Annotated in this window: 10 protein-coding genes; 9 read left to right on the top strand and 1 reads right to left on the bottom strand. The window is 41.4% G+C overall.

Annotated elements, in window-relative coordinates; genetic code table 11:
- The first annotated feature begins 290 nt into the window (after positions 1–290).
- From ABN217_RS17910 to lysC, 4 genes are read left to right on the top strand one after another with little or no spacing between them, the layout of a single operon-like run.
- The gene (locus ABN217_RS17910) at positions 291–608 is read left to right on the top strand and encodes a phage holin, lambda family (protein ID WP_109409565.1); all 318 of its coding nucleotides are present in this window, start codon (positions 291–293) and stop codon (positions 606–608) included.
- A complete protein-coding gene (locus ABN217_RS17905; RefSeq protein WP_349459725.1) occupies positions 601–993 on the top strand; it encodes a M15 family metallopeptidase in 393 nt (130 codons plus the stop codon). The genes ABN217_RS17910 and ABN217_RS17905 overlap by 8 nt, the downstream gene beginning before the upstream one ends.
- Positions 990–1,367: a DUF2570 family protein gene (locus tag ABN217_RS17900; RefSeq protein WP_349459723.1), complete on the top strand. Its 378-nt coding sequence runs from the start codon at positions 990–992 to the stop codon at positions 1,365–1,367. Before ABN217_RS17905 ends, ABN217_RS17900 begins: the two co-directional genes overlap by 4 nt.
- Positions 1,255–1,512: an Rz1-like lysis system protein LysC gene (gene lysC, locus ABN217_RS20700; protein WP_502935130.1), complete on the top strand. Its 258-nt coding sequence runs from the start codon at positions 1,255–1,257 to the stop codon at positions 1,510–1,512. The genes ABN217_RS17900 and lysC overlap by 113 nt, the downstream gene beginning before the upstream one ends.
- Before the next feature lie 5 nt (positions 1,513–1,517).
- On the opposite strand, the gene ABN217_RS17895 is transcribed toward lysC, so the two are convergent.
- Positions 1,518–1,733 carry a KTSC domain-containing protein gene (locus ABN217_RS17895; RefSeq protein ID WP_240081397.1) on the bottom strand — a complete coding sequence of 72 codons (216 nt, stop codon included), beginning with the start codon at positions 1,731–1,733 and terminating at the stop codon, positions 1,518–1,520.
- Positions 1,734–2,285: 552 nt separating this feature from the next.
- Here ABN217_RS17895 and ABN217_RS17890 point away from each other — a divergent pair.
- The 5 genes from ABN217_RS17890 (at position 2,286) to ABN217_RS17870 (ending at position 6,376) form a co-directional block, all read left to right on the top strand.
- Positions 2,286–2,531: a hypothetical protein gene (locus ABN217_RS17890; protein WP_164526267.1), complete on the top strand. Its 246-nt coding sequence runs from the start codon at positions 2,286–2,288 to the stop codon at positions 2,529–2,531.
- A gap of 68 nt (positions 2,532–2,599) precedes the next feature.
- Positions 2,600–2,845 (top strand): DUF2560 family protein, encoded by a 246-nt coding sequence (locus ABN217_RS17885; RefSeq protein ID WP_164526268.1) that lies wholly within the window; start codon positions 2,600–2,602, stop codon positions 2,843–2,845.
- Between the two features lie 57 nt (positions 2,846–2,902).
- Entirely contained in the window at positions 2,903–3,505 is a 603-nt protein-coding gene (locus ABN217_RS17880; RefSeq protein WP_349459722.1) for a hypothetical protein, read from the top strand.
- Positions 3,506–3,507: 2 nt separating this feature from the next.
- Positions 3,508–4,992, top strand: a complete 1,485-nt coding sequence (locus ABN217_RS17875; RefSeq protein ID WP_349459721.1) for a terminase large subunit — start codon at positions 3,508–3,510, stop codon at positions 4,990–4,992.
- Between the two features lies 1 nt (position 4,993).
- On the top strand, positions 4,994–6,376 hold the full coding sequence (locus tag ABN217_RS17870; RefSeq protein WP_349459720.1) for a DUF4055 domain-containing protein: 1,383 nt from the start codon (positions 4,994–4,996) through the stop codon (positions 6,374–6,376).
- Positions 6,377–6,378: the final 2 nt, after the last annotated feature.

Below are 6,378 nucleotides of genomic sequence, written 5' to 3'. Positions count from 1 at the left end.
TGCCGAAGAAATTAACAATTAATCCCGTTTCGTTTTAATTCCCCCGAATTCGAGGGTGTTACCTTCATTGATGAGGGTAGCATGGTTTAAGTTATTGATATTGTTACGATGCCGGAATTCCGATAACGCTATTTCACATGTTCGGTTATTCCGAACAACTCATTTTGAAGATCGCTTAGGCGGTCTTTTTTCGTATATGCCGACCACAGAATCAATCACAACACCTCACATTCACATAAGAGCTGTGAGTCGGCGTTCTATTAACTAATTCCTCCAGATAGGGGGTGAGTATGAATCATATGAAAGAAAACCCCGATTTATGGGCTCAAATGCTTAACCTTATCGTTATGAATAAAGAGCAAGGTATTAGTGCAATTCTAGCTGGCTCAATGGCAGTTCTTCGAGGTCGATACAATGGCGGTGGATGGGGCAAGACTCTTATTGACGGATTAATGTGCGCATTCTTCGCTTGGTTTGTAAAAGACCTATTAACTCTTCTTGGCATTAATCACGAGTTGGCATATCTAGCCAGTGTATTCATTGGGTATGTCGGCGTTGATGCGTTAAGTAAAATTATTAAAGGCAGAGCGGGGGTGAAAAGTGAGTAAGTTTAGATTAAGCAAACGTAGCGAAGAAAACCTCCGTGGCGTTCATCCTGACTTGGTTAAAGTAGTACATCGAGCATTAGAAATTACCGATATTGATTTTATGGTGATTGAAGGTAAGCGCAATGAAGCCCGTCAACGACAATTAGTTGCAAGTGGTAAAAGCCAAACGATGAACAGTCGTCACTTAAATGGCCACGCTGTTGATTGCGCTCCACTGGTAAATAATCAGATCCCTTGGAACGATTGGTCATACTTTAAAAAAGTAGCGGATGCCATGATGCAAGCGGCGAAAGAATTTGGCATCGATATCGAATGGGGCGGTAACTGGAAAACATTTAAAGATGGACCTCATTTCCAATTAACCCATAAGACATATCCAGCATGAACACGCTAACCAAGGTATTGGCTGGACTACTGGCAATATCCGCATTCTGGCTATGGTGGGTAACAGATGATTACGACAAATTAAGCAAAGACTACAACACAGCCGCCAATCAGTTATCTCGCCAGCAAGCCATTACCGAAAACGCCAACCGTACATTCAGGATTATCAACAATGTCTCATCGATTAATAGCGAAGAGCGGAATAGGTCAGCCGTGGATTCTGAAAAAGTTAAAACGGTTATCAAAACTGTTCTTATCAATAATGATTGCGCCAATACTGCTATTCCTAATGACGCTCTTATCAGGATGCACGATTATTCAGAAAGAATACGTGCCAGTGGAACACATAGCGATACCAGCACACCTAACCGCTGATTGTCTATTGCCACACATACCCGAACAAATGACATGGGGAGAATCGTTAATGTTAAACATCTCCCTGTTATCGGTTATTGAGCAATGTAATTCAGACAAGAAAGCAATACGGGAAATTGAAAAAGCGAGGATGTCCCCGCTTTAACTTAATCATCCAACCTTGCGATAAGGGTAGTTAGCTTTTTTGATATGCGCATCAAAATACTGACCTTTGGATGGAGCGCTCATTAATCCACTATGGATATGAGCAGGTACATTTGAGTACTGATAAATGCCACCACTGTGAAATGCAATCTCTAACACATGAGTGGCTGGGTCATAACCAACTGATTGAAGGTTTGAAGATGAAACAGGAACACGATTCAATTTCTAAATCTCCTATTAACGGGAAAAGTCCCGAGGAAATATTAGAACATTTTAAGAAATATAACTTCGTGGATGATCACGGACACAGGTTAGAGTTCTGTCAGGACTTTATTGATCTAGTGACCTTAGCCACAAAGTAAAGAAAATCTTAATTATGCCTCGCAATAGCGGGGCTTTTTAATGGAGAAATATCATGGCAGTAGAAGGTTCAGATAATCCAGTTAAATTCCGTGAAGAATTGGATAAAAGCATTCCAAAAGAATAAAAAAGCCCAGCACGGGAGGATGGGCAATACTAACAATATATCAATCAAAGTGTAGCGATAGCTACTTAGTATAGCTTAAGTAAATATATATATCAGCAATTAGATAAGTCGTTTATCCATTAAGGAGAGTGATCATATCTTGACTGCTAGGAACAGACTAGAAGTGACCTGATTAACGTAGTGATACGTGATGATGGTTGCGGAAAATCTAGTCCATAATAGCGCCTGTGGTTAATTGGCGGAGTTTATGAGAGAGTATAAGCTTATCTTATAAATATGGGCGGTTAATGATGATAGAGGTAAATTACTTAGCTACAAATGATTCTGACGTTCCAGATGGCGTTAATGGCATTATTTTATCAAAGGACTATGAGTCATTTTCAGACTTTGATAAGCCAGAGTGCGAAGATAGTTTAATTTTACAGCATGGCAAGAGTGAAGGTGACACATCTATATGGGAAGTGAGGGAAGTACGTAGAATCATATTAAAAAATAGAGATGTTTATATGATTTATTGTTTTATGAACAAATAAAACGACTAACTAAGCACCAAACCAAGCCACCTTCGGGTGGTTTTTTATTACCTAAAGAAAGGCAATTTATGACTACTGAACTAACAGCAAAAGAGAAAATCCGCTTAGGCTTACTTAAGCTAACCAGTAACAACACCACAGCAACAGCACGAGCTATTAAGCTAATTAAAGACGACCAATTGGAGCATGAATTATTCTGCCAACTTTGGTCAGCTCAAATGGACAATGGGGATACGGTAACGAAAGTTGATTCCGTCTATCAGCGAGTGCAGGAAACAAAGAAAACGTTATTCAACGATGAAGCAGCGGAATAACCAATCACAAAGCCAGTTCGAGTGAGCCGGCTTTTTAATTTGTTATGAGGATATATTATGGCTAAAAGACCAGATTGGGAGGCTATTGAGTCGGCTTACCGAGCTGGCGTGATGTCACTCCGAGAAATTGCTTCACAGCATGGAATATCTGAAGGAGCTATACGTAAGAGAGCTAAGAAAGATGATTGGTCACGAGATCTTAATGCAAAGATAAAATCTCGTGCTGATGATTTGGTACGCAAAGAAGAGGTACGCAAACAGGTACGCACAGAAACAACATTATCTGAGCGCGTACTTATTGAGGCTACTGCTGAGGTTATTGCCAATGTTCGTATGGAACATAGAGGCGATATTCGAAGGGCGCGTGAACTGGCTAACGTCTTGTTTGATGAACTAAGTACAGAGTGCGCAGATGTACCAGCCTTAAGTAAATTGGGCGACCTAATGTTTAACCCTGATGATAATGGTCGCGACAAACTCAATGAAATTTATCATTCAATCATATCTCTCCCTGAGCGCGTTAAGTCAGCCAAAGCATTAAGTGAAACACTTAAAAACTTGGTTGGACTTGAGCGTCAGGCATATGGTCTTGATGATGTTCAGCCGAATAAGACAGCTAGCCAACTATCAGATTTAATGGACGACTTATCTAAGGAATAATCATGAAACCAGAACATCTTACATTATTAAGAGATAAGCTCTGGCGATTGAATCACCTCTACTGGATCACAAACAAAGAAGGTAAGCCAGTTCGATTTAAAATGACGCCTGAGCAACTCGAATATTTTGAAGGGATGCACACGCGAAACATTATCCTTAAAGCCCGTCAGCTTGGCTTCACTACTGAGGTCTGCATTATCCAGCTAGACGCAGCGTTATTTGAGGCGGCTAAATGTGCATTGATAGCCCACACACTTAACGATGCTAAGCGACTATTTAGGGAAAAGATAAAGTATGCCTACGAAAAGCTACCCGATGAAATTAAAGCTGCAAATCCAGCGAGTAATGATGCGTCTGGCGAACTGGTGTTTAGCAAAGGTGGATCACTTTATATCAGCACGTCATTTCGAGGCGGCACACTCCGTTATTTGCACGTTTCTGAGTTCGGTAAGATATGTGCTAAGTATCCAGAGAAAGCACGAGAGATTGTCACTGGCGCATTTGAAGCGGTATCAAGCGATTGTTTCACGACGATTGAAAGTACAGCGGAAGGTCGAGCGGGTTATTTCTTCGATTACTGTCAATCCGCTGAGAAAGCGCAAATTCAGAGTAAAGCTCTATCTAATTTAGATTGGAAATTCTTTTTCTTCTCATGGTGGAAGAATCCTGAATACTCCATTAATCCTGTGGAACAACTGCCCCAGCGGTTAGTTGATTACTTTGATGAAATATCAAGCAAACATGGTGTTCACCTTAATGAGTGCCAGAAAGCGTGGTACTACGCCAAAGAGAAAACACTCGGCGACGATATGAAGCGGGAATACCCGTCAATACCGTCTGAGGCATTTCAGCAATCAGTTGAGGGCGCTTACTACGCCAAACAATTCCGCTTTCTCTATGAAAATAAACGCATTGGCACACTTCCTGATAACTCACATCTACCTGTTCATACGTACTGGGATATCGGTGTGGGTGATTCAACGTCAATTTGGTTTATCCGTGAAGTGGGTGAAGAATTCCATGTCATAGACCACTACTCAAACAGTGGTGAAGGTCTAAGGCATTACATGAAAGTGCTGAAAGATAAAGGCTACACATACGCAAGTCACAATGGACCACATGATATCGATAACCGCGAGTTTGGCTCTGACGCGAAATCACGTAGAGAGTTAGCGCGTGAAGGGTACGAAATAGACGGTGAAAACTATTCAATGCGATTCGAAGTAGTGCCGAAACTTTCCATTGATGAGGGGATTGAGGCGGTGCGTGAAATCCTTCCTCTTTGTGTGTTTGATGAGCATAAATGTAGTGAAGGTATCACGCATCTTGAGGGGTATCGCAAAGAATGGGATGACAAACGAGGGTGCTGGAAAGATAAACCGCTTCACGATTACACGTCACATGATGCTGACGGATTTAGGTATTTTGCAGTGAGCAGAAGAAATACTAAACGATTGACTAAGAAAATAGAATTCAACTGGAACTAATATGAATACAAACGTTGATTATAAGCATCCAGCTTACAATGAGTTTTTGCCTGAATGGGACATGATCGGCGATTGTGTTGATGGCGAGCGAGTTGTTAAAAGCAAAAAAGAGAAATACCTCCCTCATCCAGCAGATAAAAAAGACATGGATGATAAAGATAACGAACGTTATAAGCGTTATTTATCTAGAGCATCTTTCTTTAATGCTACCGGAAGGACACTTAGCGGCTTACTTGGTATTGCGTTTAGTAAGCCAGTTAAAATTAACATCGTCGCGGGAGTTGAGTATTTAGAGAATGATATAGACGGTCAGGGTCAACCATTAACCCAAATGATAAGGGATGCGTTATCGCAAAACTTACAACGTGGCCGAGCTGGTCTATTAAGTGATTTTAGCGGTTCAGGTATTCAGTCAGAGGCTAATAAGGGACGCCCTTATGTTCGATTGTTCACAGCCAAAGAAATCATCAACTGGCGTGTAACGAATGGGAAAACATCCCTCGTTGTCCTCAAATATCAAGAGCCAGTAGATACAGATGATTTTGAACTGCAAATGCAGAATATCTGGATTGAATTAAGGCTTATTAACGATGTGGCTCATTCTCGCCGTTGGTATGAAGATGGAGACATAAAGGTTACAGATTGGGTTGCATTGAGTGATGCGAGCGGGAGATCATTGAGCGAATTGCCATGGTCATGGATTGGCTCAATGAATAATGATCACACCCCCGATGCTCCACCTCTTGCCGATATTGCATACGTGAATATCAAGCATTATCAGGCTGAGGCTGATATTGCAGAATCGGCACATACTGTCGGTCAACCAATGGTTGCATTAACAGGTCTTACAGATGACTGGGTTGAGAAACATATGTCTGATGGATTTACTGTTGGCTCCCGTAAAGGGGTATTGCTACCACAAGGTGGTGACATGAAGTTTGCACAGCCCGAAGATAGAAATATTCAAATCACCTTAGCTGAACGTAGAGAGAAGCAAATGGCAATGCTAGGCGCTAAGTTAGTTGAACGAGGAACGTCAGCAAGAACAGCTACACAGGCACAGGATGAGGCGCAAACTGATAACTCAGTCCTTTCATTGAGTGCAGGTAATGTTGAGCAAGCATTTAACCGAGCACTTAATTTTTGCATTCAGTTTGCGGGCGGCGGCGAGGCGTCAATACAACTGAATAAAGTTTATGATATCGCTAAGCTAGATTCACCAACGATTACAGCGTTATTGGCCGCACTACAATCAGGCTCTATGAGATTGATTGATTTTGTTAAGTATCTGCAAAGTATCAATATCATTCCTCAAGATGAAAAAGCAGAGGATGTTGTTGATGAACTGGAGGTAACTAGAGGGGCAAATATGTTGGGAGTGTAACT

The organism is Proteus sp. fly-1067, from assembly GCF_040139345.1.
GTDB lineage: Bacteria > Pseudomonadota > Gammaproteobacteria > Enterobacterales > Enterobacteriaceae > Proteus > Proteus vulgaris_B.
The sequence above is the reverse complement of the archived record's forward strand: the minus strand, read 5'-3'. Positions and strand labels throughout refer to the sequence as shown.

Excerpts from the sequence above, each read along its gene's own strand:
- ABN217_RS17910 (WP_109409565.1), top strand. The coding sequence starts at position 291 with ATGAATCATATGAAAGAAAACCCCGATTTATGGGCTCAAATGCTTAAC.
- ABN217_RS17900 (WP_349459723.1), top strand. The coding sequence starts at position 990 with ATGAACACGCTAACCAAGGTATTGGCTGGACTACTGGCAATATCCGCA.
- lysC (WP_502935130.1), top strand. The coding sequence starts at position 1,255 with ATGATTGCGCCAATACTGCTATTCCTAATGACGCTCTTATCAGGATGC.
- ABN217_RS17890 (WP_164526267.1), top strand. The coding sequence starts at position 2,286 with ATGATGATAGAGGTAAATTACTTAGCTACAAATGATTCTGACGTTCCA.
- ABN217_RS17885 (WP_164526268.1), top strand. The coding sequence starts at position 2,600 with ATGACTACTGAACTAACAGCAAAAGAGAAAATCCGCTTAGGCTTACTT.
- ABN217_RS17880 (WP_349459722.1), top strand. The coding sequence starts at position 2,903 with ATGGCTAAAAGACCAGATTGGGAGGCTATTGAGTCGGCTTACCGAGCT.
- ABN217_RS17875 (WP_349459721.1), top strand. The coding sequence starts at position 3,508 with ATGAAACCAGAACATCTTACATTATTAAGAGATAAGCTCTGGCGATTG.
- ABN217_RS17870 (WP_349459720.1), top strand. The coding sequence starts at position 4,994 with ATGAATACAAACGTTGATTATAAGCATCCAGCTTACAATGAGTTTTTG.